25 protein-coding genes and 6 tRNA genes are annotated in these 26,340 nt (G+C 73.2%); 19 read left to right on the top strand and 12 right to left on the bottom strand.

The features are described 5' to 3' along the window. Positions 1-5 precede the first annotated feature (5 nt). The 4 genes from ACF1BN_RS30425 to ACF1BN_RS30410 form a co-directional block, all read right to left on the bottom strand. Positions 6-80, bottom strand: a tRNA-Val gene (locus tag ACF1BN_RS30425). Positions 81-113: 33 nt separating this feature from the next. Then, positions 114-185, bottom strand: a tRNA-Val gene (locus tag ACF1BN_RS30420). Position 186: 1 nt separating this feature from the next. Continuing rightward, positions 187-260, bottom strand: a tRNA-Cys gene (locus ACF1BN_RS30415). Between the two features lie 38 nt (positions 261-298). Then, positions 299-371: transfer RNA gene (locus ACF1BN_RS30410), tRNA-Gly, on the bottom strand. Between the two features lie 230 nt (positions 372-601). On the opposite strand from ACF1BN_RS30410, the gene ACF1BN_RS30405 reads away from it, so the two are divergent. From ACF1BN_RS30405 to ACF1BN_RS30395, 3 genes are read left to right on the top strand one after another with little or no spacing between them, the layout of a single operon-like run. Further along, positions 602-1,684, top strand: coding sequence for a chorismate-binding protein (locus ACF1BN_RS30405; protein WP_392334805.1), 1,083 nt, complete (start codon positions 602-604; stop codon positions 1,682-1,684). After that, positions 1,681-2,511, top strand: coding sequence for an aminotransferase class IV (locus ACF1BN_RS30400; protein WP_392334804.1), 831 nt, complete (start codon positions 1,681-1,683; stop codon positions 2,509-2,511). The genes ACF1BN_RS30405 and ACF1BN_RS30400 overlap by 4 nt, the downstream gene beginning before the upstream one ends. A 42-nt stretch (positions 2,512-2,553) precedes the next feature. Next, entirely contained in the window at positions 2,554-3,393 is an 840-nt protein-coding gene (locus ACF1BN_RS30395) for a GNAT family N-acetyltransferase (protein ID WP_392334803.1), read from the top strand. 21 nt (positions 3,394-3,414) lie between these two features. Here the strand turns inward: ACF1BN_RS30395 and ACF1BN_RS30390 are convergent, their stop codons facing one another. After that, on the bottom strand, positions 3,415-3,933 hold the full coding sequence (locus tag ACF1BN_RS30390; RefSeq protein ID WP_392334802.1) for a DsbA family protein: 519 nt from the start codon (positions 3,931-3,933) through the stop codon (positions 3,415-3,417). Positions 3,934-4,125: 192 nt separating this feature from the next. Between ACF1BN_RS30390 and ACF1BN_RS30385 the strand changes: the two genes are divergently transcribed. Together ACF1BN_RS30385 and ACF1BN_RS30380 are read left to right on the top strand one after the other, a co-directional pair. Continuing rightward, positions 4,126-4,575 (top strand): hypothetical protein, encoded by a 450-nt coding sequence (locus tag ACF1BN_RS30385; protein ID WP_392334801.1) that lies wholly within the window; start codon positions 4,126-4,128, stop codon positions 4,573-4,575. 132 nt (positions 4,576-4,707) lie between these two features. Further along, the gene (locus ACF1BN_RS30380; protein WP_392334800.1) at positions 4,708-4,890 is read left to right on the top strand and encodes a hypothetical protein; all 183 of its coding nucleotides are present in this window, start codon (positions 4,708-4,710) and stop codon (positions 4,888-4,890) included. A gap of 58 nt (positions 4,891-4,948) precedes the next feature. On the opposite strand, the gene ACF1BN_RS30375 is transcribed toward ACF1BN_RS30380, so the two are convergent. Both ACF1BN_RS30375 and ACF1BN_RS30370 read right to left on the bottom strand, forming a co-directional pair. Further along, positions 4,949-5,506 carry a CGNR zinc finger domain-containing protein gene (locus ACF1BN_RS30375; RefSeq protein ID WP_376602722.1) on the bottom strand — a complete coding sequence of 186 codons (558 nt, stop codon included), beginning with the start codon at positions 5,504-5,506 and terminating at the stop codon, positions 4,949-4,951. 191 nt (positions 5,507-5,697) lie between these two features. Next, on the bottom strand, positions 5,698-6,111 hold the full coding sequence (locus ACF1BN_RS30370; protein WP_030493555.1) for an SsgA family sporulation/cell division regulator: 414 nt from the start codon (positions 6,109-6,111) through the stop codon (positions 5,698-5,700). Between the two features lie 189 nt (positions 6,112-6,300). Here ACF1BN_RS30370 and ACF1BN_RS30365 point away from each other — a divergent pair, with 189 nt between their 5' ends. Then, the gene (locus ACF1BN_RS30365; protein WP_392334799.1) at positions 6,301-6,723 is read left to right on the top strand and encodes a TIGR02611 family protein; all 423 of its coding nucleotides are present in this window, start codon (positions 6,301-6,303) and stop codon (positions 6,721-6,723) included. Between the two features lie 54 nt (positions 6,724-6,777). Next, positions 6,778-6,852, top strand: a tRNA-Val gene (locus ACF1BN_RS30360). Between the two features lie 56 nt (positions 6,853-6,908). Here the strand turns inward: ACF1BN_RS30360 and ACF1BN_RS30355 are convergent. After that, positions 6,909-9,338, bottom strand: a complete 2,430-nt coding sequence (locus ACF1BN_RS30355; RefSeq protein ID WP_392334798.1) for an SCO7613 C-terminal domain-containing membrane protein — start codon at positions 9,336-9,338, stop codon at positions 6,909-6,911. A gap of 306 nt (positions 9,339-9,644) precedes the next feature. Between ACF1BN_RS30355 and ACF1BN_RS30350 the strand changes: the two genes are divergently transcribed. Continuing rightward, a tRNA-Val gene (locus ACF1BN_RS30350) sits at positions 9,645-9,716 on the top strand. 57 nt (positions 9,717-9,773) lie between these two features. Here ACF1BN_RS30350 and ACF1BN_RS30345 read toward each other — a convergent pair. Beyond that, a complete protein-coding gene (locus ACF1BN_RS30345) occupies positions 9,774-10,502 on the bottom strand; it encodes a 3'-5' exonuclease (protein WP_392334797.1) in 729 nt (242 codons plus the stop codon). Between the two features lie 121 nt (positions 10,503-10,623). Between ACF1BN_RS30345 and ACF1BN_RS30340 the strand changes: the two genes are divergently transcribed. From ACF1BN_RS30340 to thrS, 3 genes are all read left to right on the top strand, one after another. After that, positions 10,624-11,190, top strand: coding sequence for a DUF4365 domain-containing protein (locus tag ACF1BN_RS30340; protein WP_392334796.1), 567 nt, complete (start codon positions 10,624-10,626; stop codon positions 11,188-11,190). Then, positions 11,190-12,488 (top strand): hypothetical protein, encoded by a 1,299-nt coding sequence (locus ACF1BN_RS30335; RefSeq protein ID WP_392334795.1) that lies wholly within the window; start codon positions 11,190-11,192, stop codon positions 12,486-12,488. Before ACF1BN_RS30340 ends, ACF1BN_RS30335 begins: the two co-directional genes overlap by 1 nt. Before the next feature lie 111 nt (positions 12,489-12,599). Beyond that, the gene (gene thrS, locus ACF1BN_RS30330) at positions 12,600-14,576 is read left to right on the top strand and encodes a threonine--tRNA ligase (RefSeq protein ID WP_392334794.1); all 1,977 of its coding nucleotides are present in this window, start codon (positions 12,600-12,602) and stop codon (positions 14,574-14,576) included. 13 nt (positions 14,577-14,589) lie between these two features. Here the strand turns inward: thrS and ACF1BN_RS30325 are convergent, their stop codons facing one another. Continuing rightward, positions 14,590-15,297 carry a potassium channel family protein gene (locus ACF1BN_RS30325; protein WP_392334793.1) on the bottom strand — a complete coding sequence of 236 codons (708 nt, stop codon included), beginning with the start codon at positions 15,295-15,297 and terminating at the stop codon, positions 14,590-14,592. Positions 15,298-15,362: 65 nt separating this feature from the next. On the opposite strand from ACF1BN_RS30325, the gene ACF1BN_RS30320 reads away from it, so the two are divergent. Beyond that, positions 15,363-15,926, top strand: coding sequence for an HIT family protein (locus tag ACF1BN_RS30320; protein ID WP_392334792.1), 564 nt, complete (start codon positions 15,363-15,365; stop codon positions 15,924-15,926). Positions 15,927-15,994: 68 nt separating this feature from the next. Here the strand turns inward: ACF1BN_RS30320 and ACF1BN_RS30315 are convergent, their stop codons facing one another. Next, entirely contained in the window at positions 15,995-17,653 is a 1,659-nt protein-coding gene (locus ACF1BN_RS30315) for a hypothetical protein (protein ID WP_392334791.1), read from the bottom strand. A gap of 197 nt (positions 17,654-17,850) precedes the next feature. Next, positions 17,851-20,058, bottom strand: coding sequence for an elongation factor G-like protein EF-G2 (locus ACF1BN_RS30310; protein WP_392334790.1), 2,208 nt, complete (start codon positions 20,056-20,058; stop codon positions 17,851-17,853). 265 nt (positions 20,059-20,323) lie between these two features. On the opposite strand from ACF1BN_RS30310, the gene pgsA reads away from it, so the two are divergent. The 7 genes from pgsA to ACF1BN_RS30275 all read left to right on the top strand — a co-directional run bounded on the left by pgsA (position 20,324) and on the right by ACF1BN_RS30275 (position 26,338). Next, positions 20,324-20,989, top strand: a complete 666-nt coding sequence (gene pgsA / locus ACF1BN_RS30305) for a phosphatidylinositol phosphate synthase (RefSeq protein ID WP_392334789.1) — start codon at positions 20,324-20,326, stop codon at positions 20,987-20,989. After that, complete coding sequence (locus ACF1BN_RS30300) at positions 20,986-21,891, top strand: phosphatidylinositol mannoside acyltransferase (RefSeq protein WP_392334788.1); 906 nt, start codon at positions 20,986-20,988, stop codon at positions 21,889-21,891. The genes pgsA and ACF1BN_RS30300 overlap by 4 nt, the downstream gene beginning before the upstream one ends. Continuing rightward, positions 21,888-23,042: a glycosyltransferase family 4 protein gene (locus ACF1BN_RS30295; protein WP_392334787.1), complete on the top strand. Its 1,155-nt coding sequence runs from the start codon at positions 21,888-21,890 to the stop codon at positions 23,040-23,042. Before ACF1BN_RS30300 ends, ACF1BN_RS30295 begins: the two co-directional genes overlap by 4 nt. 296 nt (positions 23,043-23,338) lie before the next feature. After that, positions 23,339-23,881 (top strand): hypothetical protein, encoded by a 543-nt coding sequence (locus tag ACF1BN_RS30290; RefSeq protein WP_392334786.1) that lies wholly within the window; start codon positions 23,339-23,341, stop codon positions 23,879-23,881. 135 nt (positions 23,882-24,016) lie between these two features. Further along, positions 24,017-24,925 (top strand): pyridoxal 5'-phosphate synthase lyase subunit PdxS, encoded by a 909-nt coding sequence (pdxS, locus tag ACF1BN_RS30285; RefSeq protein WP_389169506.1) that lies wholly within the window; start codon positions 24,017-24,019, stop codon positions 24,923-24,925. Positions 24,926-24,931: 6 nt separating this feature from the next. Further along, positions 24,932-25,522, top strand: coding sequence for a pyridoxal 5'-phosphate synthase glutaminase subunit PdxT (gene pdxT / locus ACF1BN_RS30280; RefSeq protein WP_392334785.1), 591 nt, complete (start codon positions 24,932-24,934; stop codon positions 25,520-25,522). A gap of 63 nt (positions 25,523-25,585) precedes the next feature. Then, complete coding sequence (locus tag ACF1BN_RS30275; protein WP_200428255.1) at positions 25,586-26,338, top strand: YebC/PmpR family DNA-binding transcriptional regulator; 753 nt, start codon at positions 25,586-25,588, stop codon at positions 26,336-26,338. Positions 26,339-26,340 lie beyond the last annotated feature (2 nt).

Raw genomic sequence — 26,340 nt, 5'->3', positions numbered from 1 at the left:
AGATGTGGTGCGCGATACTGGGATTGAACCAGTGACCTCTTCCGTGTCAGGGAAGCGCTCTCCCGCTGAGCTAATCGCGCGGGGATCCGAAGATCCAGGACCCGGGGGTCCAGTGGACGATACTGGGATTGAACCAGTGACCTCTTCCGTGTCAGGGAAGCGCTCTCCCGCTGAGCTAATCGTCCTTGGAGGTGGAGACGGGATTTGAACCCGTGTAGACGGCTTTGCAGGCCGTTGCCTCGCCTCTCGGCCACTCCACCAGGAGTGAAGAGGGGGTTCGGGAAGATCCCCCACGTCGAGCGGACGACGAGATTCGAACTCGCGACCCTCACCTTGGCAAGGTGATGCTCTACCAACTGAGCCACGTCCGCTTGTCGTTTCCGGCCCGCTTGCGCGTCCCGGCGACGTGTTGAACTCTAGCGGATTCCCGGGCCAGTACAAAAACGCGTTTCCGCAGCGTGCTGACCTGCACGCCCTTCGCGGCACCCGGCGGAGCCGCGCGGAGGCCCGTACGGCGTTCACCCGCCGTGTCCCCGGGGCGACACGGAGCCCCCTCGGGCGTGAGCCCCCCGCCCCGCTCCGGCCGACCTAGACTCGATCCGTGTACGACCTTGCCCCCCTGGCCCGCTTCGGCGGCCTCGTCGCGACCGATCTCCGGGACGTCACCCACGACCCCGAGGCGCTGGACTCCGCCGGCTTCTGGGCCGTCTGCGCCGACTTCGAGGGGCGGCTGACCTGCGCCCGGTTCGGTGACGTCCGCCGCGCCCCGGTGCCCGCCGCCGTCCCCGGTGCGTGGTCCGGGCCCGGCCCCGGTGACTGGACGTCGTCGCTCGACCGCGCCGCGTACACCCGGGGCGTGCGCGAGATACGCGCGCACATCGCGCGCGGCGAGGTCTACCAGGCGAACCTCTGCCGGGTGATGAGCGCGCCGCTGCCCGACCCGGCCGGCGCCGACATCGACGCGCTCACCGCGCTGCTCGCGGCCGGCAACCCCGCCCCGTACGCCGGGACGATCCGGCTGCCCGCGCACGGTGTGGAGATCGCCACCGCCTCGCCCGAGCTGTACCTGCGGCGCGAGGGCGACCGGATCTCCTCGGGCCCCATCAAGGGCACCGGACGCACCGCCGCCGACCTCCTGCCCAAGGACCACGCCGAGAACGTGATGATCGTGGATCTGGTCCGCAACGACCTCGGCCGCGTCTGCGAGACCGGCTCCGTCACGGTCCCCGCCCTCTGCGAGCTCGAGGAGCACCCCGGCCTCGTCCACCTCGTCTCCACCGTCGGCGGGGTGCTGCGGGAGGACGCCGGCTGGCCCGAACTGCTCGCCGCCACCTTCCCGCCCGGCTCCGTCACCGGCGCCCCCAAGTCCAGCGCCCTGCGGATCATCGAGGCGCTGGAGACCTCGCCCCGCGGCCCGTACTGCGGCGGCGTCGGCTGGGTGGACGCCGACAGCGGCCACGGCGAGCTGGCCGTCGGCATCCGCACCTTCTGGATCGACCGCCGGCACGGCCTCCTGCGCTTCGGCACCGGGGCCGGGATCACCTGGGGCTCCGATCCCGAGCGGGAGTGGGAGGAGACCGAGCTGAAGGCCGCCCGGCTGGTCGCGATAGCGTCGGGCGCCTACGAGTCGGGCGCCCCGGACGAGGACGTCCCAGGGGCGAGCGGAAAGGCCATCTCTCGATGAAACTGTGGGTCAACGGCGGGCTGTACGACGAGGAGGCCGCCCGGGTCTCCGTCCTGGACCACGGGCTGACCGTCGGCGACGGCATCTTCGAGACCGTCAAGGCCGAGGGCGGCGAAACGTTTGCCCTCACCCTGCACCTGGAGCGGCTCACCCGCTCCGCCCGGGGCCTCGGCCTGCCCGACCCCGACCTCGACGAGGTCCGCCGGGCCTGCGCCGCCGTCCTGGAGGCCAACCCGATGGCGCTCGGCCGGCTCCGCATCACCTACACCGGCGGTCTCTCCCCGCTCGGCTCGGAGCGCGGCGACGCCGGCCCGGGCCTGGTCGTCGCGGTCGGCGAGACCTCCCGCCGCCCCGACACCACCGCCGTGGTCACCGTCCCCTGGACCCGCAACGAGCGCGGCGCGCTCACGGGCCTGAAGACCACCTCGTACGCCGAGAACGTCGTCGCCCTCGCCCGGGCGAGGGAGCGGGGCGCCACGGAGGCGCTCTTCGGCAACACCGTCGGGCGGCTCTGCGAGGGCACCGGCTCCAACGTCTTCGTCGTGCTCGACGGCCGGATCCACACCCCGCCCGTCTCCTCCGGCTGCCTCGCCGGCATCACCCGCGCCCTCGCCGCCGAGTGGACCGGCGCCGTCGAGACCGACCTGCCGCTCGACGTGCTGGAGACCGCGGACGAGATCTTCCTCACCTCCACCCTGCGCGACGTGCAGGCCGTCCACCGTGTGGACGACCGCCGACTCGCCGCCGCCCCCGGCCCGGTCACCGCCGAGGCCATGCGGATCTTCGAGGAGCGGGCCGCCGCCGACCGGGACCCGAAGCTCGGGTGAATCCGGATGACGGGCGACTCCCCGTTGGGTAGAACACCCGTGATGACCACCACCCTGCGGCCGTCCGAGCCGCTCCAGCACTCCGCCGGCGGCGGCCGGTCCCGCGCCTACGACATCTGCGTGAACAGCCGCCGGGTCGGCTCCGTCCACCTCGCCACCGACCCCCAGTTCGGGGCCGGGGCGGGGCTGATCGAACGGCTCCGGGTCGACGAACCGGACCGCGGCCGCGGCCGGGGCACCGTCGCCGCGCTCGCCGCCGAGGAGGTGCTGCGCGGCTGGGGCTGCTCGGAGATCCAGATATCCGTACCCGCCGACGCCGCCCCCGCCCTCTCCCTGGCCCGCGCCCTCGGTTACACCGAGCGCAGCCGGAACATGGTGAAGGAGGCGGCCGGCGGCGAGCACGCCACGCTTGCCGGGGTCGCGACGCGTCCGATGACGGACGAGGAGTTCGCCGGGTGGGAGGCGGAGGCCAGGGAGTCCTTCGCCCTCAGCTGGATGGAGCGGGGTGTCCCGGAGGCGCGGGCCCGCGCCAAGGCCGAGGCCAGCCACCGCGAGCTGCTGCCCGCGGGACTCGCCACCCCGGGCACCGCGATCCGGGTGGCCGTCCTCGACGACCGGGTCGTGGGCCACGTGTGGACCGGGGTGCGGGAGCTGGAGCCGGGCGTGAGCGCGGGCTACGTCTACCGCGTCGAGGTCGACCCGGAGCTGCGCGGCAGGGGGTACGGCCGGGCGCTGATGCTCCTGGCCGAGCGCATGACGCGGGAGGCCGGGCAGTCCCTGCTGGGCCTCCACGTCTTCGCGGACAACACCCCGGCGGTCGGCCTGTACGAGTCGCTCGGCTACCGCACGACGTACGTCAACAGCGTCAAGCCGCTGCTCTGAGGCGCCGCCCGGAGCGGGAGGTCAGCCGGCGAGCAGGCGGTCGGCGATCTCCTCGATCCGGGCCCGGAGCCCGTCCTGGCTCTTGCCGCCGTCGAGGCGCTCGTCGCCGATGAGGTAGGTGGGGGTGCCGGTGATCTTGAGGGCCTGGCCCTCGGCCTGGTCGGCGTCGACGGTGAGCAGGTGCCGGCCGTCGATCAGCGCGGTGTCGAACTCCTCGGCGTCCAGGCCGAGTCCGCCGGCCACCTCGAGCAGCACGGGCTCGCCCCGGTCGGCCAGGTCGGCGGTCCGGGCCAGCAGCGCCTCCGCGTAGGCCCAGCCCCGCCCCTGGTCGGCCGCCTCCTCGGCGGCCTGGGCGGCGGCGTAGGCGTGCTTGTTCTTGGTCAGCGGGAAGTGGCGCAGCTGTACGTCGAGCCGGTCGCCGTACTTCTCGCGCAGGGCGTGGACGTCGTCGAGGGCCTGGAGGCAGTCCGGGCACTGGAGGTCGAACCAGGCCTCCAGGACGACGGGGGCCGGGGAGGCTGCGGTGGTGGAGTCAGTCATGACCGGCAGTCTTCCAGCCGCGCGCCGCCGGTCCGGCATCGGCACCTCGGCCGAGCCCGACCGGGACCTGAGGAGGAGATCCCGTGCGGGAAGACCCGGAGATCTCCCTGAGACCGGTCCTGGGGCGTGGCCTCCGGCGGCCGGTGCGGTGCAGGATGGAAGGGACGTATCACCCGGGACCTGGAGGATCGCATGCTCGCCGAGACCATCTGCTCCGCGGTGTCCGCGGCGGGCCTGGGAATCGCCGCGATCACGGCCTACCGCAAGAAGTACCTGTCGGCGACGCGGATCGCCGCCTGGGCGCTGGTGCCGCTCGGCCTGGTGATGACCGGCGCCGTCGAGTGGGCCTTCGACACCGTCTTCAGCCCGGTCGCCTGGGTCGGCTTCGGCGTGCTCGGCCTGGCCTGGCTGCTGTTGTTGACCACCCGGGGCGTCGAGCGGCGCCGGGGTGGCCGGAAGGCGGCGGCCGGGGGAGCGGAGCCCGCCGCGGTCGCGCCCGGGGCGTCCGCCCCGGCCCGGCCCAGGGACGCCCTCTCCCGCCCCGCCCCGGGTCCGGCCCCGTCCCCCGGCGCGGCCTCCTCGGGCACGGCTTCGGAGGACTTCAGCGACATCGAGGCGATTCTGAAGAAGCACGGAATCTGACCGCTTCTGGCCGTTGGCTGCCGGGCCGCGACCAGGCGGTGATCCGGAGATCCACGGGAAGGGATGAACCGCCCCGCGGTCCTACGGTTTTCGGCCTTCCGGACCCGCGGGGTGCGCGATCATCCCCCCGAGATGCTGGATACCTCGCGGGACCCCGTCCCCGCCTCCGCCGAGTCCGTCCCCGCCGCCGACCCTCCGGCCGACGAACCGAGAGGCTGTCTCTTCGCGCTGTCGCAGCCGCCGCTGATGATCTTCCTGGCGGTGATCGGGGCCCTGCTCCTGATGGCGGCCCTGCACGATCTCTACGTCCTGTGAGGCGCCCCGCGCTCTCGACGTCCTGTGAGGCGCCCCGCGACGGCGGCGCCGCGCGGGATCAGCCGGCGGCCTCCTTGCGGCGGGCCCGGTAGGCGGCCACGTGGAGGCGGTTGCCGCAGGTGCGGCTGTCGCAGTAGCGACGGGAGCGGTTGCGGGAGAGGTCGACGAAGGCCCGGCCGCAGTCCGGCGCCTCGCAGCGGCGCAGCCGCTCGCGCTCGCCGGCGACCACGATGAAGGCGAGCGCCATTCCGCAGTCGGCGGCCAGGTGGTCGGCGACCGAGGCGCCCGGCGCGAAGTAGTGCACGTGCCAGTCGTAGCCGTCGTGGTCGGTGAGCTGCGGGGTCGTGCCCGCGGCGGCCACCAGCTGGTTGATCAGCGGGGCGGCGATCCTGGCGTCGGGGGCGGAGAAGACCGCGGCGAAGCGCTCGCGCACCTCGCGGACCGCCCGCAGGTCCTCCGCGTCCAGGTCGCCCACGCCGCTGATCCGGTGCTCGCGCACGAAGACGCCCAGCGCGGCGAGGTCCGGGAGCGTGTCCTCACGGTCGCCCTGCGCGGCGGTGTTCATCAGATCGACGACGGTGTCGAGGGCGATCCGGGTGTCGTGGGGGATGAGCACGCTTCGCTCCCTGGCCGGCCGCGGGCGGGCGCCCGTGGACTGGCGACGACTCTAGCGCGCCCCGGAAAAGCACGACGGCGCCCGTCACCGCGCCGGCTGCGCGGTGGGGGCGCCGGAGGTCGTGCTGTGCGACTGCCCGCGCGGCGCCGTCTCCCCGAGTTAAGACGGCGCCGTACGGCGTGTGGCCTGGCTCAGCTGTCGGCCAGGATGTGGGAGAGCTCGGTATCGAGGTCGAAGTGACGGTGCTCGGTGCCCGGTGGCACGGCGGCGTCGGTCCGCTTGAGGAACGACTCCAGGGCCCTCGCCGGGGCTTCTAGCAGGGCCTCGCCCTCGGGCGAGCTCAAGGCGATGCAGACGACGCCCTGGCCGTGACTACGGGACGGCCAGACCCGGACGTCGCCGGTGCCGGTGGGCCGGTGCAGCCCCTCGGCGAGAAGGTCGCGGGCGAAGACCCACTCGACCGTCTCCTCGGCTCCGGTGTGGAAGGTGGCGTGCACGGCGTACGGATCCGCCGTGTCATACCGCAGGCCCGCGGGTACAGGCAGTGAGGACTCGCTCGACACGACGAGGCGCAGGTGCAGCTCGCAGCTCACCACGGTGTTCATAAGCGCCAGGGCCTTTCGCTCAGTGTGCGCTCGGGGATTCGCACGTCAGCGAAATCGACATGCCACCTCCGGTGGCGTTGTAAACCCCTCTGTCGGTTTTGTGGCCGTTCAGGTAGCTCGGACGGCGGTATGTAACTTTGGGTAATACCGCCATACCGGTGGGGCTGGTGTGTCGGGTAAATTGGCTCCATGCATGCGGAGAGTGACGAGCGCGCCCCCGAGTCCCAGAGCGACGGCCAGGCCGAACTGGGATCCCGAGCACCGGAGTTCATCAAGTCCCGACGGGGGCTGCACCTGAGCTGGCAGGTCGGCGTCTTCATCGTCGGACTCGCCGTGATCGGGGCGGGCATCCTCATGCTCGTCTTCCCCGGCCCCGGCTGGCTCGTGATCTTCGCGGGCATGGCGATCTGGGCGACCGAGTTCGTCTGGGCGCAGATCGTCCTGCGCTGGACCAAGCGCAAGGTCACCGAGGCCGCCCAGCGCGCCCTCGACCCCAAGGTGCGCCGCCGCAACATCACCCTCACCGTCATCGGCGTGGTGATCATCGCCGCGCTGTGCGGCTGGTACCTCTGGAAGTTCGGCATCGTCATGCCCTGGAAGATCGATCAGTGATCCCGGGGTGGTTCGGGAGCCCCGCTGACATGCGGTAATGTTTGCGGTGCGCCGGGGCGATTAGCTCAGTGGGAGAGCACTTCGTTCACACCGAAGGGGTCACTGGTTCGAACCCAGTATCGCCCACCACCCGGACTGAGGGCCCGGAGACGATCACCGTCTCCGGGCCCTCGGCGCGTTCCCGCTCAGCGCATCCGGCCCAGCCGCTCCCGCAGCAGCCGCGCCTCCCGCAGCCGCCGCTCGTACGTCGCCCCCACGGCGAGCAGCAGCAGTCCCGCCGCCGCCGGCGGCAGCCACCGCGGCAGCGCCCCGACCAGCCGCACCGCGTACGGCGCCAGCTCGTGCAGCCCCACCAGGGCCAGCACCGTGCCGCCCAGGAGCAGCGGAGCCTGGAGCCGGAACCGCGCCCCCAGCAGCGTCACCGCCAGCGCCCCCGCCCCCAGGAGCAGCGGACGCACCCCGGACGGCGCCGCCCAGACCGCCGCCAGGCTCGGCAGCAGCGTCGCCGCGAGACCCGGGCCGTACGCGACCCAGGACGAGGCCGCCGGGTCCCGGCGCCGCCGCAGGAGGCCGACGACCAGCGCCGGCACCGTCAGCGGCAGCGTGTACGCCTCCGGGACCGTGACACCCCAGACCGCGAGCCGCACCCAGGCCGCGCCCAGGAACAGCGACCCCGCCGCCCACGAAGCCGCCCGGCGCCGCTCCGGCCGCAGCGCCGTCCCCGCCGCGATCAGGCCCGCCGCCGCCAGCGCCAGGGCCAGCACCGCGGGACGCGGCACCGTGAGGGCCAGTGCCACCGCGCCCACCGCCACCCCCGCCCCCTCGACCGCCGCCGACCGGAAGCGGGCCGCGAGCGCCGCCGCGCCCGCCGGGACGAGCAGCAGCGCGAGACCGGCCGAGGACGGGGCGAGCCCCGCCGCCGCGGCTCCGGCCCCCACCAGACCGCCCGCCGCCAGCACCCCGGAACCGGCCGCCGCCCCGCGCACCGCACCCGCGCCCAGCACCGCCGCCGCGAGGCACAGCCCGAGCAGCACCCCCAGCGTCGCGAAGGTCGCCGCCCGCACGTCCAGCGCGAGGAGCAGCGCCGAACCTGCCGAGGCCGCCCCGGCCACCAGGCCCGTCCAGGCGAACAGCGCACCGGGCTCCACCGGGGCCGCCACCGCGCCCGCCGGCCACGTCGCGCCCCACACCCCCGCCGGGCGCTCCGGAGCCGGTGCCGGCCCCGCCGCCCGCTCCGGCAGGCCCCGCGCCGGCGGACCCGGCCGCACCGCGAGGGCCAGCGCCGCGCCCGTCGCCACCAGCCGGACCGCGAGTCCCGCCGCGTACGGCAGTTCCAGGACGACCGGCAGCGCCATCAGCAGCGCCCAGCCGAGCACCAGCCCGCCCCAGCGCCCCCACAGCCGTCCGGACGCCCCCGCCACCAGCGCGCCGAGCAGCAGCACCACCGCCGCCGTCGCCGGGTAGCCGCCCAGCAGCGGCTCCGCGTGCGCCCCGGACCAGACACCCGCGCTCCGGTCCGCCGGCCCCAGCAGCCCGCCCAGGACCGGCGGCAGCGCCCACACGACGCCCAGCGCCACGATCCCGCCCCCGGCGAACCCGAACCCGGCCCGCACCCCGTCGGGGATCCGCACGCCCGGGAACGGACGCCACAACGCCGCCACGGCCCCACCGCAGACGACGTACACCGGCACCGCCCACTCCGCCGGCAGGGCGGCCCGCAGCGGCCCGCCCACGGCGGCCACCCCCGCCAGACCCGCCACCGCCGCGAGCGCCGGCGCCGCGGCACGGGTGCGCACCGCCGCGTACAGGCACAGAGCGGCGCAGCCCGCCAGCAGCGGCGTCCCCGCCCACGGGTCCGTCACCGAGAACCAGCCGCCCGTCAGCAGCGCCCACGCCCCCAGGACGCCCGCCGACGCCCCCGCCGTCACCCGCACCGCGAGCCCCGCCCGTCGCACCGGCCCCACCAGATCCACCGCGGCGGTCAGCACCGCCGCCCACGCCACCGCGGCGGGACCGCCGCCGGCCGCGAGCGCCCCCAGGGGCAGCGGGAGCTGTGCCGCGGCCACCGCCGCGGGCCACGGCAGCCGCAGCCCCCGCAGCAGCCCCCCGTACCCCGCCCACAGCCCCGCCAGGACGGCCGCCACTACCGCCGCGTACCCCGCCCCGTCCGTCCCCGGCAGCGCCACCCGGTGCAGGGCGTACGCGTCCAGGACCGTCAGGACGAGACCCAGCGCGCCCACCGCCTCCGCCGTCGACCCCAGCCCCCGGCGCAGCAGCACCGCCGGAGCGGCCAGCGCCGCCGACGTCACCGCCAGCAGCACCGCCGAACGCCCCGCGATCCCCATCGAGCCCCAGCTCACCAGCGTGAACGCCAGCGCCGCGATCGCCAGCAGGGTCCCGCCCAGCGTCAGCAGCGCGTTCTGCGCGCCGCGCGGCGAGGTCTCCGCCGGCGCCGCGGCGGCCAAGGACGGCGCCGCCGCCCGCCCGGCGGGGGAGTGCAAGACGCCCAGCAGCCACGCCCGCCGGGCCAACAGCTCGGCACGGCGGGCGTCGAGCCGGGCCAGCTCGGCGTCGACGAGCCGCAGCTCCTCGACCGGGGGCAGTCTCATGTCCATGACCGGAGTGTCGCGCCGCGCCCGCGCCCCGGGAATGCGCGCTGCTACTCAGATCCCGCCCGAGTACCGGCGCCGGCCCCGTCGACCGTGCCACTTCCGGGACGTCCGGCGGCCCGCTTGCCGCAGGCACAGGAGGCCGGCATCCGGGCCCGCCCGCTCCGCCTCCCCGCCGTCCCCGGCCGGCTCCGGTCCCGCGTCGACCACGCCCCGACGACGTGCGACGGACGGCGCGGGTTCGCCGCGCACCCGCGCTCCGAACGAATTTGGAGCGCGGCCCGCGAGCCCTGTATGGTTCAACCCGTTCCCGGGCGATTAGCTCAGCGGGAGAGCACTTCGTTCACACCGAAGGGGTCACTGGTTCGATCCCAGTATCGCCCACCGGGAGAGGCCGGTCCGTCAGTGCGACGGACCGGCCTCAGCCGTTTCCGGCCCGGCTCACGCCGCCTTCCGCAGCTCCGGACGCAGCGGCCACGCGGGATCCACCAGCTCCGGCGTCCCCTGCCGGCTGAACCACGCCTGGAGGCCCCGCGCCTGCGCCGCGTGCCACACCGCCTGGAGGGTGTGCAGTTCCGCCGGCGACAGCCGCTCCAGCCGGGACGCGAACCTCCGCCCCACCGCGCGCACCACCTCCAGCGCCGCCGTGGCGTCCGCCGCCGCGTCGTGCGCGCCCTCCAACTCCACCTCGTAGTGCGCGCACAGGTCCGTCAGCGTCCGGCGACCCTTGCGGTACCGGTCCAGATGCTTGTCCAGGACCCGCGGATCGAGCACGCACAACGACGTGTGCTCCAGGTACCGGCCCAGCGTCGACGCCCGGTGCCGCCTCAACTCCCGGTCCAGGATGGTGAGGTCGAACGGCGCGTTCATCACCACCAGCGGCCGGCCGGCCGCGTTCTGCTCCGCCAGGGCCCGCCCCAGCTCCTCCATCACCGGCGACGGCCACCGGCCGTTGCGCTGGAGGTGATCGTCCGTCAGACCGTGCACCGCCGTGGCCCCCTCCGGCACCGGGACGCCCGGGTTGACCAGCCAGCGGCTCACCCGCGGCCGCGCCCCGGCGGTGTCCTGGACGACCAGCGCCGCGGACACGATCCGGTCCTGCTCGACGTCCACTCCGGTGGTCTCCGTGTCGAAAGCGGCCAGGGGCCCTTCGTACCAGTTCGTCGTCATACCCGAACTCCTCGCACCCGCGCGGCAGATGGCCAACCCCCTGCCCCGAAGCGGTGATACCCGCACTGTTTGCGGCGTACGCGGACCGGTGACAACACTGGTGACGGGGAAGGACGTTCACATGACGCTCGCCCAGCCCGAGTCGGGAGGGCTGCCGCCCCAGCGGGCGGCCCCGGCACGCGGCTCGCTCGCCACCACCGCCTGCATGGAGACCCTCCAGGTGGGATACCTGCACGCCGTCGCCGCGGCGGCGGGCTGCTCGCTCGCGCAGCCCTTCCCGGACAACGGCGTCGACTGGCACGTGAGCCACGGCTCGCCCGGGCACACCGTCGACGACGAGGTCACCATCAAGGTGCAGCTCAAGTGCACCTACCAACTGCCCGCCCGTCCCGCGGGGAGCACCTTCCCCTTCACCCTCGACAACGACCACCTCGTGAAGCTCGCCCGGAGCCCCGTGGCGGTGCACAAGATCCTGGTCGTGATGATCGTCCCGAGAGACCCGGAGGACTGGCTGAGGGCGGGCCACGACCGGCTCGACCTGCGGCACTGCTGCTACTGGACCAACCTGGCCGGGCAGCCGGTCACCGGACGCCGCCGGACCACCGTGCGCGTCCCCACGGCGCGGATCTTCGACGACCGGGCGCTCCGCGAGATCATGACCCGGGTCGGCCGGGGAGGGAGACCTTGATGCACCGACCGATCGACGACTCCGGACACGGGACGGGCGACGGGACCGGACGCGGCCCCGTCCCCGTACCCCCGCCCCACCGGCCCCGGCCCGTTCCCGCCGCCGCCCCCTGGGCCGCCGGCGACGCCGTGCCCGACCCCGGCAGGGTCGACCCGCGCGTCCTCGGCGCCCTCCTCGCCCGTCACGGCTGGGAGCGCCGGGGCGGCGCCGTCGGCCGCTACGGCCGCTGGACCCCGCCGGGCGTCGGGCCGGGGAGCGGCGGCACCAGCCTCCTCGTCCCCGACAGCCTCGCCTTCCCCGACAGCGAGGACCTCATCGGCGAGGCCCTCACCGCCCTCGCCCGCAGCGGCACCCCCTCCGCCCGCGAGGTGCTGACCGGCCTCGCCGTGCCCAGCGACGAGATCCGCTGGTGGCGCGAGGTGCCCCCGGGCCCGGCCGGCACCGTCCCCTGGCCCGTCCAGGAGCAGCTCCGCTCCGCCGCCCGCAAGATCCTCCTCGCCGGCGCCCTCGCCGTGCGCGGCCGGGCCGGCTACCACGGCTCCCGGCACCGCGCCGCGGCCCAGGCCGCCCTCGAACCCGTGGTCGTCGCCACCGACGCCGGCGGCCGCGCCCTCACCGCCTTCCTGCCGGTCCCGCCCGGCCGCCCGGTCGCCGTCCGGCTCCACCACGCCCTGCACGCCGCCCGCGAGGCCGTCGACTACCAGCGCGCCACCGGCGGCATGGACGCCTTCGACTCCGCCGTCGAGGCCGGCGTCAGCCGCGAACTCACCGAGGCGCTCGTCGCCCTCGTCCGCGGTACGGAAGGGGCCCGCATCGCCCTCGCCTGGGCCCCGGCCGCCGGCGTCCCGGACGGCTGCGCGGCCCGTCCGGAGCCCGTCGAGTTCTCGCCCGGCGACCTGCCCGCGCTGCGCGAGGCGAGCGCCCGCTACCTCACCGACGAGCCCTCCGTCCCGGTGCGGATCACCGGCGCGGTCGTCCGGCTGCGCCGCTCCGGTCCGCGCGGCGAGGGCAGGGTCAGACTCCGGGTGCTCGGCGGCGCCGACGTCGGCCACGTCCGGGTCACCCTCGACGAGGAGGCGTACCGCACCGCGGGCCACGCCCACCTCGTCGGCCTCCCGATCCGGGTCGTCGGCCGGCTGGAGAGCCGCGGCGGCTTCCGGCGCCTCGCCGACCCCTCCGCGGTGGTCCCGGTGCAGGTGGACGAGGCGGAGCGGGACCGCCTGATGAAGTCGCTGCCGGGGACCGACGAGGACACGGCCTTCTTCGACGAGGCGTGCGGGCCGGACGAGGAGCGGTGAGCGGCGCGGAGCGGGGCCCGTAAGATCGAGGGGACGCGGCACCTCGTCTCTGCCGCGCCCCGCCGGCGCCGGCACCTCGTGTCTGCCGGAGCCCCGATGCATGGAGTACCCGTGTCAGAAGTCCGTGTGACCGTCCCGACCGCCTCAGGACCCGAGGAGAGGACGGTGAGCGCGGGCACCACGGCCGGCGCCCTGTTCGCCGACGACCGCACCGTCATCGCCGCCCGTGTCGCGGGCGAGCTCAAGGACCTCTCGTACGAGCTCGCCGAGGGCGATGTCGTCGAAGGCGTCGAGATCGGCTCCGAGGACGGCCTGAACATCCTGCGCCACTCGACCGCGCACGTGATGGCGCAGGCCGTGCAGGAGCTCTTCCCCGAGGCCAAGCTGGGCATCGGCCCGCCGGTCCGGGACGGCTTCTACTACGACTTCGACGTCGAGAAGCCGTTCACGCCCGAGGACCTCAAGGCCATCGAGAAGAAGATGCAGGAGATCCAGAAGCGCGGGCAGAGGTTCGCCCGCCGCGTGGTCTCCGACGAGGACGCCCGCGAGGAGCTCGCCGACGAGCCGTACAAGCTGGAGCTCATCGGCATCAAGGGCTCCGCGTCGACCGACGACGGCGCGAACGTCGAGGTGGGCGGCGGCGAGCTGACCATCTACGACAACCTGGACGCCAAGACCGGCGAGCTGTGCTGGAAGGACCTCTGCCGGGGTCCCCACCTGCCCACCACCCGGAACATCCCGGCCTTCAAGCTGATGCGGAACGCGGCCGCCTACTGGCGCGGCAGCGAGAAGAACCCGATGCTCCAGCGCATCTACGGCACCGCCTGGCCGTCGAAGGACGAGCTGAAGGCCCACCTCGACTTCCTCGCCGAGGCCGAGAAGCGCGACCACCGCAAGCTGGGCAACGAGCTCGACCTCTTCTCCATCCCGGACGAGATCGGCTCCGGCCTCGCCGTCTTCCACCCCAAGGGCGGCATCATCCGCCGGGTCATGGAGGACTACTCGCGCAAGAAGCACGAGGAGCACGGTTACGAGTTCGTCTACTCGCCGCACGCCACCAAGGGCGCGCTCTTCGAGAAGAGCGGCCACCTGGACTGGTACGCGGAGGGCATGTACCCCCCCATGCAGCTCGACGGTGGTACCGACTACTACCTCAAGCCCATGAACTGCCCGATGCACAACCTGATCTTCGACGCGCGCGGGCGCAGCTACCGTGAATTGCCTTTGAGGTTGTTCGAATTCGGCACCGTGTACCGGTACGAGAAGTCCGGCGTCGTGCACGGCCTCACCCGGGCCCGCGGCTTCACCCAGGACGACGCGCACATCTACTGCACCCGCGAGCAGATGGCGGAGGAGCTCGACCGCACGCTCACCTTCGTCCTCGACCTGCTCCGCGACTACGGTCTGAGCGACTTCTACCTGGAGCTGTCCACCAAGGACCCGGAGAAGTTCGTCGGCTCCGACGAGGTGTGGGAGGAGGCCACCGCGGTCCTCCAGCAGGTCGCCGAGAAGCAGGGCCTGCCGCTCACCCCCGACCCGGGCGGCGCCGCCTTCTACGGCCCGAAGATCTCGGTGCAGGCGCGGGACGCCATCGGCCGTACCTGGCAGATGTCGACCGTCCAGCTCGACTTCAACCTGCCGGAGCGCTTCGACCTGGAGTACACCGCCCCGGACGGCACCAAGCAGCGCCCGGTCATGATCCACCGCGCCCTGTTCGGTTCCATCGAGCGGTTCTTCGCGGTGCTCCTTGAGCACTACGCGGGCGCCATGCCGCCGTGGCTGGCCCCGGTCCAGGCGGTCGGCATCCCGATCGGCGACGCGCACGTCGACTACCTGCAGGAGTTCGCCGCCAAGGCGAAGAAGCAGGGGCTGCGCGTGGAGGTCGACTCCTCCTCGGACCGGATGCAGAAGAAGATCCGCAACGCGCAGAAGCAGAAGGTCCCCTTCATGATCATCGCGGGTGACGAGGACATGGCCGCCGGGGCCGTCTCCTTCCGCTACCGCGACGGTTCGCAGGAGAACGGCATCCCCGCCGACGAGGCCATCGCCAAGATCGCCAAGATCGTCGAGGAGCGCGTCCAGGTCTGACGGCCCGCACCGCTCAGGAGGCCCCCGGGGAACCCCCCGGGGGCCTCTCCCCGTTCCCGCCCTCCTTCTCGTCCTCCCGGGTGAAGGCCTGGATCAGCCAGGACGAGAACGAACCCGTCACCGCGCCGAGCAGCGCGAGACCGCAGGCCATCAGGCCGACCGCCACCGTCCGCCCGATCGGGGTCACCGGGGTCACGTCGCCGTAGCCGACCGTCGCCAGGGTCGCGCAGGCCCACCAGACCGAGTCGCCGAAGGTGAGGATGGTGGCGCCGGGGGCGTCGGCCTCGTGGTGGTAGACGGTGAGCGCGGCGGTGAAGCCGAGCAGGGAGACCGAGAGGCCGGAGTAGACCATCACCCGGGCGTAGAGGCTGAGCCGCGGCTGGCCCCTGCGGCGCTGGACCCGGTCGTAGAGGGTCACCATCCGGACCGGGCGCAGCAGCGGCAGGAGGAGGACGACCGTGTCGAGGAGGTGGGTGCGGACGAAGCGGAGCGGGTGGAGGCCGCTGAGCCGGAGCCGCACCACGTAGTCGGTGATGAAGACCGCCCAGGCGGCGAGAACGACTCCGACGCAGAGGTCCACGCCGAGCCGCGGGAGGTGGTCGCGGGCGAGGACCCGGACCGCGTACCCCGCGAGGTAGGCGAGCGAGGCCACGGCGAGCGGGGTCTCCATGCGGCGGTCCCAGCGTTCCTGGCGGGGTGGTTTCGGGGGCCTGGCGCTCATCGGATCAGGATCACCCGGGGCGGCTTCCCTCGCCCCGGCGACACGATCCGAACGGGCGACGCAATATGCTGCACAGCATGACGACTGATCCGGAGCAGCAGATCGGAGTGGGGGCGCCGGACGCGTTCCAGCGCCTGTGGACGCCTCATCGGATGGCCTACATCCAGGGCGAGAACAAGCCGACCGGGCCGGGGGCCGACGACGGCTGTCCGTTCTGCTCGATCCCGTCGAAGTCGGACGAGGACGGTCTGGTGATCGCCCGGGGCGCGAGCGTGTACGCGGTGCTCAACCTGTATCCGTACAACGGCGGGCACCTGATGGTCGTCCCGTACCGGCACGTGGCCGACTACACGGACCTGGACCCGGCGGAGACGGCCGAGCTGGCCGACTTCACGAAGCGGGCGATGATCGCCCTGCGGGCGGCCTCCGGCGCGCACGGCTTCAACATCGGCATGAACCAGGGCGCGGTGGCCGGCGCGGGGATCGCGGCGCACCTGCACCAGCACGTGGTGCCGCGCTGGGGCGGAGACACCAACTTCATGCCGGTCGTCGGCCACACCAAGGTGCTGCCGCAGCTTCTCGCCGACACCCGGAAGATGCTGGCCGACGCCTGGCCGGCCGCTCTCTGACCTCCTCCTCTTCCGTACGGCCCCGGGGCGCGCGCCCCGGGGCCGTCGGCTCATCGGCGGGCCGGCGGTCAGGCGTCGTAGACGTCGGCCTTCCGCGGGGCGGGTTCCTGGAGCATGCCGCTCATGAAGAGGGTGCGGTTGGTGAAGCGCTCGGTGTTCACGTTGTGCGCGTCGAGGAAGCGGACGGTCGCCGCGTGGACGGCGCGGACCACGGGCGTGGCCATCCGGAGGGCGTCGTCGGCCATGAAGCGGTTCTTCCAGAGCGGGCCGGCCCAGACGTGCCGGAGGCCGAAGGGCTCCGGCAGGTTCATCTTGCCGCCGAGGAACTCCAGGACCGGCGGGTACCAGGTGAGCGGGGCGCGGACGGCGAGCCGGACGATGTCGTCGGTGCCGAGCAGCGGCTGCGCGATCTCCTTGGTCTCCCAGAAGCGGACGGTCTTGGAGACCTCCCTGGTCTTCGCCTTGGGCTTGGTGGTGAACAGGCCGTGGACGGGGCCGAGGGCGTGGCCGGTGACCTCGATGCGCAGGGTGTGGTGGAGCGAGGTGACGGTGACCATCATGGTGAGCACCACGTTCCCGTCCCAGAGGGTGAACTGGACGCCCAGGTAGTGGCGGTTGCCGGCGCCGAACTGCTGCTCGTTGCAGATGCGCTGTATCTCGTGCGGCTTGACCTGGTAGTGGACGATGTTGTCGCCCTCGGGGCGGGCGACCTCGTCGGCTCCCTCGCCGACCGGGGAGACGATCCAGTGCTTCACGGTCGGCTTGGGGAAGCCGGTCTTCAGGGAGCCCCGCTCCAGCAGGGTGAGCTGGTCGTGGATCTTGCGGACGAGGTCCCAGGCGCGGAAGTCGTGCATCTCGTGGCCGTCGAGGGGGATCAGCTCCTCGGCCAGGGTCCAGCTGCCCCAGCGGGTGCCGAGGCCGAGGACGCCCTTGCCGCCGGCGTAGAAGACCACGTTCGACTGCTGCTCGGCGGAGAGCTTCTCCAGATTGACGCGGAGCTCCTCCGCGGACTTCTCGCCGGGGTCCGTGGGAACCGATCCGGGGACGTGGGCGCCGACGCCGCCGCCGCTGAGCAGTCCGGTCCAGCGGTCGCGGAGGTCGACGGCCGTGCTGAGGCAGACCCGGCCGGCGAGGTACCAGCCGATGACAGGGGCGATGAGCATGGCCCGCAGGTAGTTGGGCAGCAGGCCGTCCCAGGGGAGCCGCAGGAGGATGAGGGCGGCGACGATGCCGAAGGCGACGAGCAGGACGGTGCCGACGACACTCGTGCGCTTGTTGTCGGAGCCCGCGGCGGCGCGGCGCAGGTGGATGACGACGAGCCAGAGCAGCAGACCGGGCAGGAAGAGGACCCCGCAGAAGAAGGTGATCAGGGTCAGCTTGATGTCGCGGCGGCGGCGGATGTGGGTGGCGGCGAGGCAGTGCTCGACGACCGGCTGCGGTTCGGCGCCGAAGGACTGGATGAGGGCCTTGCGGCCGCCGCCGAGCATGCGCACCTGCACGGCGCGGGAGAACGCCTCGCCGAGGTCGGGGCGGAAGAGCTTCTCCCACTTCCCCTTCTTGAGCGTGGTCTTGTAGTACTCGTTGTCGGCTTCCTGGATGGTCTCCAGGGGGCTGTCCCGGTACGCGGCCGAGGCCAGCGCGTTCGTCGCGCCGGTCAGGCCGCTGCCGCCCTGCAGCGGGATCTGTGCCCCCGGTCCGAAACCGTCGATCGCCACTTCCGCCCCCATCACCGCGAGTACCTGTGCGGGCTGTTCCCGACTGCCGTGCCCGGCACACCTTCCGGGCTGGGCACCACAGCGTAACCGGGCGCCGTGGTATGCGTCACGGGCTGTGGACAACCGCGACCGGAAGCTGTGGACGACGGCGACCGGAACCGGCCGCCCGGCGCGCACCCGGCCGGCCGGAGGCGTCGCTCCGGCCCCGACTAGGCCCGCTTTCCCGGCTGTTCGCGCAGACGTTCGGCGAGCTGAGGGGGCATCGGTTCGTGCCGGACGTAGCTGCGCTCGAAGCGGCCGGTGCCGTGCGAGACGGACCGCAGGTCGATGGCGTACCGCCCGATCTCGATCTCCGGCACCTCGGCCCGGACGACGGTGCGGCCCGGATCGGCCTGGTCGGTGCCGACGACCCGGCCGCGCCGGCCGGACAGGTCGCCCATCACGGCGCCGACGTACTCGTCGGGGACGAGCACCCGCACCTCGGCGACCGGCTCCAGGAGGCGCACCGGGACCTCGGCGGCCGCCTCCCGCAGGGCGAGCGCCCCTGCGGTCTGGAAGGCTGCGTCGGAGGAGTCCACCGAGTGGGCCTTGCCGTCCCTGAGGGTGATCCGGACGTCCACCAGCGGGTGGCCCGCGGCGACCCCGCGCGCGGCCTGGGCCCGTACGCCCTTCTCCACGGAGCCGATGAACGGCCGGGGGACGGCGCCGCCCACCACCTTGTCGACGAACTCGATGCCGCTGCCCGGCGGGAGCGGTTCGACGTCGATCTCGCAGATGGCGAACTGGCCGTGCCCGCCGGACTGTTTGACGTGCCGTCCGCGGCCGGAGGCGGGGGCGCCGAAGGTCTCCCGCAGCGGCACACGGTACGGGACGGCGTCGACGCGGACCCCGTAGCGGCCCCGCAGCCGCTCCAGGACGACGTCCTGATGGGCCTCGCCCAGGCACCAGAGGACGACCTGGCCGGTGTCCTGGTTCTGTTCGAGGCGGAGCGTCGGGTCCTCGGCGACCACCTTGGCCAGGCCCTGCGAGAGCCGGTCCTCGTCGGCCTTGCCGTGCGCCTCGACGGCGAGCGGCAGCAGGGGCTCGGGCATCGGCCACGGCTCGATCAGCAGCGGGTCGTCCTTGGCGGAGAGGGTGTCGCCGGTCTCGGCCCGGCCGAGCCGGGACACGCACGCGAGGTCCCCGGCCACGCAGTGCGCCATGGGCCGCTGCTGCTTGCCGAAGGGCGAGGTGAGGGCGCCGACCCGTTCGTCGACGTCGTGGTCCTCGTGGCCGCGGTCGGCCAGGCCGTGCCCGGAGACGTGCAGCGTCTCGTCGGGTCGGAGGGTCCCGGAGAAGACCCGGACGAGGGAGATCCGGCCCTGATAGGGGTCGGCGGCGGTCTTCACGACCTCGGCGACCAGCGGGCCCTCGGGATCGCAGGCGAGCGGCGGCCGCGGTTCGCCGGCCGGGGTGGTGACGGCGGGCGGCTCGTGCTCCAGGGGGGAAGGGAAGCCGCGGGTGATCAGCTCCAGGAGCTCGACGGTGCCGAGGCCCTGGCCGCCGCCGTCGGCGGCGGGCGCGGCGGCGAGCACGGGGTGGAAGCCGCCCCGTGCGACCGCCTTCTCCAGGTCGCCGACGAGCGTCCCGTGGTCGATCTCCTCACCGCCGAGGTAGCGGTCCATCAGGGACTCGTCCTCGCTCTCGGCGATGATCCCCTCGATGAGCCGGGCCCGCGCCCCGGCGATCAGGTCGCGGTCGGCCTCGCCGGGCGGGAGCTCGCGCCGCTCGCCCGTGGAGTAGTCGAAGACCCGCTCCGAGAGGAGCCCGATCAGTCCGGTCGCGGGCGCGTGGCCGTCCGGGCCCTCGGGGCCGAGCACCGGAAGGTACAGGGGGAGGACGGCGTCGGGGTCGTCGTGGCCGAAGAGTCCGGCGCAGACCCCGGTCAGCTCGTCGAAGCCGGTGCGGGCGGTGTCGAGGTGGGTGACGACGATCGCGCGGGGCATGCCGACGGCCGCGCACTCCTCCCAGACCATCCGGGTGGAGGCGGCGACCGCGTCGGCCTCCTGGGCGGCGGAGACGACGAAGAGGGCCGCGTCCGCCGCGCGCAGACCGGCCCTCAGCTCCCCGACGAAGTCGGCGTAGCCGGGAGTGTCGAGCAGATTGATCTTGAAGCCCTCCCAGCCGACCGGGACGAGGGAGAGCTGGACGGAGCGGTGCTGCCGGTGCTCGATCTCGTCGTGGTCGGAGACGGTCGCCCCGTCCTCGACCCGCCCGGGCCGCGCCAGCGCCCCCGCGGTCTGGGCGAGCGCCTCGACCAGGGTCGTCTTCCCCGATCCGCTGTGGCCGACCAGCACCACGTTCCGTACCTCCGAGGGCCGGTCGGCCGTCGGTGCCCTGCCGGCGGCTCCGGCGGGGGTGTGCGCCTTGTCGCCCATGGTGGTCCTCCCGGCTGCGAGGCGGTGAGGTGAGAGCGGGCGCGGGGGAGCGGCGCCGCGGCGCTGCTCCGGCGGACCCGCGGGGTGCTTCCTTCGAGCTTTGCACCGACACCGGGACGCGTCCATACGTCGTACACCGAGGGGTCCTCAGGGGGGTCCTGACGCGGCGGGGCGGGTGCGCTCCCGTGCGGCGTGGCGCGCGTGGCTACGATGGGTGAGCCGGTGGTCATAGGACCGCGCGGCCCGCCGAAACCTCGGGAAGGCCATGCTGAACAAGTACGCGCGTGCGTTTTTTACGCGTGTCCTCACACCGTTCGCCGCGTTTCTGCTCCGCCGGGGGGTCAGCCCCGACGCCGTCACGCTGATCGGCACGGCGGGAGTGGTCGCCGGGGCACTGGTCTTCTTCCCCAGGGGCGAGTTCTTCTGGGGCACGATCGTGATCACGCTCTTCGTCTTCTCCGACCTCGTCGACGGCAACATGGCGCGGCAGGCGGGGGTCTCCAGCCGATGGGGCGCCTTCCTCGACTCGACCCTCGACCGGGTCGCCGATGGGGCGATCTTCGGCGGCTTCGCGCTCTGGTACGCGGGTCAGGGCGACGACAACGTGCTGTGCGCGGTGTCGATCTTCTGCCTGGCGAGCGGCCAGGTCGTCTCGTACACCAAGGCGCGCGGGGAGTCGATCGGCCTGCCGGTCGCGGTGAACGGCCTGATCGAACGGGCCGAGCGCCTGGTGATCTCGCTGGTCGCCGCCGGACTCGCCGGCCTGCACGCCTTCGGCGTGCCCGGGGTGGACGTCCTGCTCCCGATCGCGCTCTGGATCGTGGCCGCGGGCTCGGCCGTGACCCTGGGACAGCGGGTCGTGACGGTACGCAGGGAGGCCGCGGAGGCGGACGCCGCCACGGCGGCCGGGGGAAGCGGGGCGGCATCGTGAGCACGTTGAAGGACAAGGTCGCCGACGGGCTGTACGGGCTCGGCTGGGCGACCGTGAAGAAGCTCCCCGAGCCGGTCGCCAGGTCCCTCGGCCGGAAGATCGCGGACACCGTGTGGAAGCGGCGCGGCAAGGGCGTCCTGCGCCTGGAGGCCAACCTCGCGCGCGTGGTCCCGGACGCCACGCCCGAGCGGCTCGCCGAGCTGTCGAAGGCCGGCATGCGCTCGTACATGCGCTACTGGATGGAGTCCTTCCGGCTGCCGACCTGGAGCCGAGAGCGGGCCGAGAACAGCTTCGAGATCAAGGGCGAGGACGTCCTGAAGGACGCCATAGCGTCCGACCGCGGCGTGATCCTCGCCCTGCCGCACATGGGCAACTGGGACCTGGCCGGCGTGTGGGTGACCCGCGCCCTCGGCACGCCCTTCACCACCGTCGCCGAGCGGCTCAGGCCCGAGTCGCTCTACGACCGCTTCGTCGCCTACCGCGAGTCCCTCGGCATGGAGGTGCTGCCGCACACCGGCGGCGCCGCCTTCGGCACCCTGGCCCGGCGGCTGCGCGCCGGCGGCCTGGTCTGTCTCGTCGCCGACCGCGACCTGTCCGCCTCCGGCGTCGAGGTCTCCTTCTTCGGCGAGGCCACCCGCATGCCCGCGGGACCGGCCATGCTCGCCCTCCAGACCGACGCGGTCCTGCTGCCGGTGACCCTCTGGTACGACGACACCGACGTCATGAAGGGCCGGGTGCACGCGCCCGTGGAGGTACCCGAGTCAGGTACCCGGGCCGAGAAGGCATCCCTCATGACACAGGCCCTCGCGGACGAGTTCGCCGGGGCCATCGCGGACCACCCGGAGGACTGGCACATGCTCCAGCGCCTCTGGCTGGCCGACCTGGAGGAGCGCACACCGTGAAGATCGGGATCGTCTGCCCGTACTCCTGGGACGTACCGGGCGGCGTCCAGTTCCACATCCGCGACCTCGCCGAGCACCTGATCCGGCTCGGCCACGAGGTCTCCGTCCTGGCCCCCGCCGACGACGACACCCCGCTGCCGCCGTACGTCGTCTCCGCGGGCCGGGCCGTCCCCGTGTCGTACAACGGCTCGGTGGCCCGGCTCAGCTTCGGCTTCCTCTCCGCCGCGCGGGTCCGCCGCTGGCTGCACGACGGCACCTTCGACGTCGTCCACATCCACGAGCCGACCTCGCCCTCGCTCGGGCTGCTCACCTGCTGGGCGGCGCAGGGCCCGATCGTGGCCACCTTCCACACCTCGAACCCGCGCTCCCGGGCGATGATCGCCGCCTACCCGATCCTCCAGCCGGCGCTGGAGAAGATCAGTGCCCGGATCGCGGTCAGCGAGTACGCCCGCCGGACGCTGGTGGAGCACCTCGGCGGCGACGCGGTCGTCATCCCGAACGGCGTCGACGTCGACTTCTTCGCCGGCGCGGAGCCGAAGGAGGCCTGGCAGGGCGAGACGCTGGGCTTCATCGGGCGGATCGACGAGCCCCGCAAGGGCTTGCCGGTCCTGATGAGGGCGCTGCCCCGGATCCTCACGGAGCGGCCGGGCGCCCGGCTCCTCGTCGCCGGGCGCGGCGACGAGGAGGAGGCGGTGGCCTCGCTTCCGCCCGAGATGCGCTTCCGGGTCGAGTTCCTCGGCATGGTCAGCGACGAGGACAAGGCGCGGCTGCTGCGCAGCGTCGACGTGTACGTGGCGCCCAACACCGGCGGCGAGTCCTTCGGCATCATCCTCGTCGAGGCGCTGTCGGCCGGTGCGCCGGTGCTCGCCGCCGACCTGGACGCCTTCGCGCAGGTCCTCGACCAGGGCGCGGCGGGCGAACTCTTCGCGAACGAGGACGCGGACGCGCTCGCCGATGCGGCGATCCGGCTGCTCGGCGACCCCGCGCGCCGCGCGGAGCTGAGCCGGCGCGGCTCGGCGCACGTCCGGCGCTTCGACTGGTCCACGGTCGGCGCGGACATCCTGGCCGTCTACGAGACGGTCGCGGACGGCGCGGCGGCGGTCGACACGGACGAGCGGACGGGCGGCCTGCGGGCGCGGCTGGGGTTGTAGGGCCGGGGCTGGGGCCAGGGACGGGGCCGGTGCTGGTGCGTCGTCGGGGTTGCGGGCCCCCAAGGCCCGTACGTCGGGGTCTCGGGGCCCAGGGCCCGTACGTCGGGGTCGCGGGCCCCAGGCCCCCTGCGCCGTCGGGGGCGTGGAAGCGAGGGGCCGTAGGCCGTCGCGGTCGTGGAATGCCGGTCCGGTGCGCGGCGGGAGCTCCTCGGAGGACGGCCGGTCCGTGTCCGGTCCGTCCCTGACCACGCCCTTCGGGAAGGCGGGCCGCAGCCGCCCGGGTAGCCTGTGCGCCCGTGACCGAAACCCTGATCTGGACCGTCGCCGCGCTGATCCTCGTCGGCGTCTACCTCAGCTGGACCGCCGGCCGGCTCGACCGGCTGCACACCCGCATCGACGCGGCCCGCGCGGCGCTCGACGCCCAGCTGCTGCGGCGGGCCTCGGTCGCCCAGGAACTGGCCACCTCCGGCGTCCTCGACCCGGCCGCCTCGATCGTCCTGTACGAGGCCGCGCACGCGGCCCGGCAGGCGGAGGAGGACCACCGGGAGGTCGCCGAGAGCGAGCTGAGCCAGGCGCTGCGGGCCGTCTTCGGCGAGCCGGAGCAGGTCGAGCTCGTCCAGGAGGCGCCCGGTGGGGTGGAGGCCGCCGGCGAGCTGGCCGCCGCCGTCCGCCGGGTGCCCATGGCCCGCCGCTTCCACAACGACGCCGTCCGGGCCGCCCGCGCCCTGCGCCGCCACCGCAAGGTCCGCTGGTTCCGGCTCGCGGGCCACGCGCCCTTCCCGATGGCCTTCGAAATGGACGACGAACCGCCGGTGGCCCTGGCCGATCGTCCGTCCTGAGCCCCTGCGGCCTCGGATTCCCGCCAAAAGGATCCACAGGCTGCACATTGGCCCTTGCTGTGGACCGCTCCTGGACTGTTTCCTCGCTCTAGTCGTCAACGCCCCGTTGAACCCGTTGTCACGAGTGAGGTTTCCGTGTCCAGCTCCACCACCCCCCAGACCCCCGAGACCGGCACCGCCCGCGTGAAGCGCGGCATGGCCGAGCAGCTCAAGGGCGGCGTGATCATGGACGTGGTCAACGCCGAGCAGGCCAAGATCGCCGAGGACGCCGGCGCCGTCGCCGTCATGGCCCTGGAGCGGGTCCCCGCGGACATCCGCAAGGACGGCGGCGTGGCCCGGATGTCCGACCCGAACATGATCGAGGAGATCATCGGCGCGGTCTCCATCCCGGTGATGGCCAAGTCCCGCATCGGCCACTTCGTCGAGGCCCAGGTCCTCCAGTCCCTCGGCGTCGACTACATCGACGAGTCCGAGGTCCTCACCCCGGCCGACGAGGTCAACCACTCCGACAAGTGGGCCTTCACGACCCCCTTCGTCTGTGGCGCCACCAACCTGGGCGAGGCCCTCCGCCGCATCGCCGAGGGCGCGGCCATGATCCGCTCCAAGGGCGAGGCCGGCACCGGCAACGTCGTCGAGGCCGTCCGCCACCTGCGCCAGATCAAGAACGAGATCGCCAAGCTGCGCGGCTACGACAACAACGAGCTGTTCGCCGCCGCCAAGGACCTGCGCGCGCCGTACGAGCTCGTCAAGGAGGTCGCCGAGCTCGGCAAGCTCCCCGTGGTCCTCTTCTCCGCCGGTGGCGTCGCCACCCCCGCCGACGCCGCGCTGATGCGCCAGCTCGGCGCCGAGGGCGTCTTCGTCGGCTCCGGCATCTTCAAGTCGGGCGACCCGGCCAAGCGCGCCGCCGCCATCGTGAAGGCCACCACCTTCTACGACGACCCGAAGATCATCGCGGACGCCTCCCGCAACCTCGGCGAGGCCATGGTCGGCATCAACTGCGACACCCTCCCCGAGTCCGAGCGCTACGCCAACCGGGGCTGGTAAGCACCGATGAGCACCACCCCGGTCATCGGAGTCCTGGCCCTCCAGGGCGACGTACGGGAGCACCTGATCGCCCTGGCCTCGGCTGACGCCGTGGCCAGGCCGGTCCGGCGCCCCGAAGAGCTCGCCGAGGTCGACGGCCTGGTCCTCCCCGGCGGCGAGTCCACCACCATCTCCAAGCTGGCCGTCCTCTTCGGCCTGATGGAGCCGATCCGCGAGCGGATCGCCGCGGGCATGCCGGTCTACGGCACCTGCGCCGGCCTGATCATGCTCGCCGACAAGATCCTCGACCCGCGCTCGGGCCAGGAGACCTTCGGCGGCATCGACATGATCGTCCGCCGGAACGCCTTCGGACGGCAGAACGAGTCCTTCGAGGCCGGAGTCACCGTCGAGGGCATAGACACCCCCGTCGAGGGCGTCTTCATCCGCGCCCCGTGGGTCGAGTCGGTCGGCGCCGAGGTCGAGGTGCTCGCGGAGCACGAGGGCCACATCGTCGCCGTCCGCCAGGGCGCCGTCCTCGCGACCTCCTTCCACCCCGAGCTCACCGGCGACCACCGCATCCACGAGTTGTTCGTCGACATGGTGCGCGCCGAACGGTGAGACGATCCCGGTAGGATCTCTGGGGTTCGTTCAAGAAGTGGGTTACGCGAAGGAGACAGGCAGATGTCCGGCCACTCTAAATGGGCTACGACGAAGCACAAGAAGGCCGTGATCGATGCCAAGCGCGGCAAGCTCTTCGCGAAGCTGATCAAGAACATCGAGGTCGCGGCCCGCACCGGCGGCGCCGACCTGGACGGCAACCCGACGCTGTTCGACGCCGTCCAGAAGGCGAAGAAGCAGTCGGTCCCGAACAAGAACATCGACTCCGCGCTCAAGCGCGGCGCCGGTCTCGAGGCCGGCGGCGCCGACTACGAGACGATCATGTACGAGGGCTACGGTCCGAACGGTGTCGCGGTGCTCATCGAGTGCCTCACCGACAACCGCAACCGCGCCGCCTCGGACGTCCGCGTCGCCATGACCCGCAACGGCGGCTCGATGGCCGACCCGGGCTCCGTCTCGTACCTGTTCAACCGCAAGGGCGTCGTCGTGCTCCCCAAGGGCGAGCGCTCCGAGGACGACGTCCTGGAGGTCGTGCTCGACGCGGGTGCCGAGGAGGTCAACGACCTCGGCGAGTCCTTCGAGGTCATCAGCGAGGCCACCGACCTGGTCGCGGTCCGCACCGCGCTCCAGGAGGCGGGCTTCGACTACGACTCCGCCGAGTCCAGCTTCGTCCCGACCATGCAGGTCGAGCTCGACGAGGAGGGCGCGCGCAAGATCTTCAAGCTGATCGACGCCCTGGAGGACAGCGACGACGTGCAGAACGTCTTCGCCAACTTCGACGTCAGCGACGAGGTCATGGAGAAGGTCGACGCCTGATC

It is taken from the genome of Streptomyces sp. NPDC014861 (genome assembly GCF_043081625.1).
Classification (GTDB): Bacteria; Actinomycetota; Actinomycetes; order Streptomycetales; family Streptomycetaceae; genus Streptomyces.
This window is presented reverse-complemented; position numbering and strand designations above follow the sequence as displayed.

Bases quoted from the DNA above. Each gene is read 5' to 3' on its own strand.
- ACF1BN_RS30400 (WP_392334804.1), top strand. From the start codon at position 1,681: ATGAAACTGTGGGTCAACGGCGGGCTGTACGACGAGGAGGCCGCCCGG.
- ACF1BN_RS30395 (WP_392334803.1), top strand. From the start codon at position 2,554: ATGACCACCACCCTGCGGCCGTCCGAGCCGCTCCAGCACTCCGCCGGC.
- ACF1BN_RS30390 (WP_392334802.1), bottom strand. From the start codon at position 3,933: ATGACTGACTCCACCACCGCAGCCTCCCCGGCCCCCGTCGTCCTGGAG.
- ACF1BN_RS30385 (WP_392334801.1), top strand. From the start codon at position 4,126: ATGCTCGCCGAGACCATCTGCTCCGCGGTGTCCGCGGCGGGCCTGGGA.
- ACF1BN_RS30380 (WP_392334800.1), top strand. From the start codon at position 4,708: ATGCTGGATACCTCGCGGGACCCCGTCCCCGCCTCCGCCGAGTCCGTC.
- ACF1BN_RS30370 (WP_030493555.1), bottom strand. From the start codon at position 6,111: ATGAACACCGTGGTGAGCTGCGAGCTGCACCTGCGCCTCGTCGTGTCG.
- ACF1BN_RS30365 (WP_392334799.1), top strand. From the start codon at position 6,301: ATGCATGCGGAGAGTGACGAGCGCGCCCCCGAGTCCCAGAGCGACGGC.
- ACF1BN_RS30355 (WP_392334798.1), bottom strand. From the start codon at position 9,338: ATGGACATGAGACTGCCCCCGGTCGAGGAGCTGCGGCTCGTCGACGCC.
- ACF1BN_RS30345 (WP_392334797.1), bottom strand. From the start codon at position 10,502: ATGACGACGAACTGGTACGAAGGGCCCCTGGCCGCTTTCGACACGGAG.
- ACF1BN_RS30340 (WP_392334796.1), top strand. From the start codon at position 10,624: ATGACGCTCGCCCAGCCCGAGTCGGGAGGGCTGCCGCCCCAGCGGGCG.
- ACF1BN_RS30335 (WP_392334795.1), top strand. From the start codon at position 11,190: ATGCACCGACCGATCGACGACTCCGGACACGGGACGGGCGACGGGACC.
- ACF1BN_RS30325 (WP_392334793.1), bottom strand. From the start codon at position 15,297: ATGAGCGCCAGGCCCCCGAAACCACCCCGCCAGGAACGCTGGGACCGC.
- ACF1BN_RS30320 (WP_392334792.1), top strand. From the start codon at position 15,363: ATGCTGCACAGCATGACGACTGATCCGGAGCAGCAGATCGGAGTGGGG.
- ACF1BN_RS30315 (WP_392334791.1), bottom strand. From the start codon at position 17,653: ATGGGGGCGGAAGTGGCGATCGACGGTTTCGGACCGGGGGCACAGATC.
- ACF1BN_RS30310 (WP_392334790.1), bottom strand. From the start codon at position 20,058: ATGGGCGACAAGGCGCACACCCCCGCCGGAGCCGCCGGCAGGGCACCG.
- pgsA (WP_392334789.1), top strand. From the start codon at position 20,324: ATGCTGAACAAGTACGCGCGTGCGTTTTTTACGCGTGTCCTCACACCG.
- pdxT (WP_392334785.1), top strand. From the start codon at position 24,932: ATGAGCACCACCCCGGTCATCGGAGTCCTGGCCCTCCAGGGCGACGTA.
- ACF1BN_RS30275 (WP_200428255.1), top strand. From the start codon at position 25,586: ATGTCCGGCCACTCTAAATGGGCTACGACGAAGCACAAGAAGGCCGTG.